Genomic DNA, 743 nt, shown 5'->3' with positions numbered 1-743 from the left:
ATTGGTTGAGCATGGCAAGCAAATCGGCAACCGTTCTACATAAAGATAATTGTCTTTACGTATCTCCTCAAAAGTCTGTATACCGATAGGCAATTTACGCATCTGCTCCATTTTGTCTGACCATTTTTAGAAGTTATACGCAAATATACGTTTTTTCTGAAACGGGATATAGCTTTTTATCGTTGACTTCAGATTATTCGCCCACTTCTTCCCATGGATAGGGATTAGCAACTACGTTCTGAAATTCCTCGATGGCTTCCCGCTGCTCTGCGGTAAGAGATGATCCGTTCCAGGAGGAAATAATCTTGCGGACTTCGTCGGCCAAAGGCTCGTCGAACACTTCACCATAACAAGCAGTAAGCAGACGGAGTTTCAACAAGGAAGCGGGAAGAACGTCAAGGATATCCCAACAGCGATTTAAAACATTCTGGATATGTTCCTGTTTTTCTCCATAATCTATGAACGAGGCACTATACCCCATCAACAACGCAAGACAGACGTTTGCCTGTTCTTCTGTAGTTGCACCTTTCGCTAAGGAACTATACAAAGCCGTCGTCAGACGATAGACCTCACCGTTGCGACGGGACAGCTCATCGCTATAAACCGGACTACCGTCCGTACCCAAATACATCAGCTCGTGCGCGGCACGCTGAAGAGTGATTGCTTCTTCGGAAAGAGAGGTGTTCATTTATGAATTATGATTTATGAGTTATAAATTGGCAGGGGGAAATGATCAACCGCCA

General features: G+C 44.4%; 1 protein-coding gene. It reads right to left on the bottom strand.

The genetic code is table 11. The annotated features are described in order from the left end of the window. Positions 1 to 193: 193 nt before the first annotated feature. Positions 194 to 688, bottom strand: coding sequence for a UpxZ family transcription anti-terminator antagonist (locus HMPREF9446_RS12895; RefSeq protein WP_009126121.1), 495 nt, complete (start codon positions 686 to 688; stop codon positions 194 to 196). Positions 689 to 743 lie beyond the last annotated feature (55 nt).

The sequence above is a fragment of the Bacteroides fluxus YIT 12057 genome, assembly GCF_000195635.1.
Taxonomy (GTDB): Bacteria; Bacteroidota; Bacteroidia; order Bacteroidales; family Bacteroidaceae; genus Bacteroides; species Bacteroides fluxus.
The sequence above is the reverse complement of the archived record's forward strand: the minus strand, read 5'-3'. Positions and strand labels throughout refer to the sequence as shown.

What these genes read in the sequence shown, in the direction of transcription:
- HMPREF9446_RS12895 (WP_009126121.1), bottom strand. Translation starts at nt 688, where the DNA reads ATGAACACCTCTCTTTCCGAAGAAGCAATCACTCTTCAGCGTGCCGCG.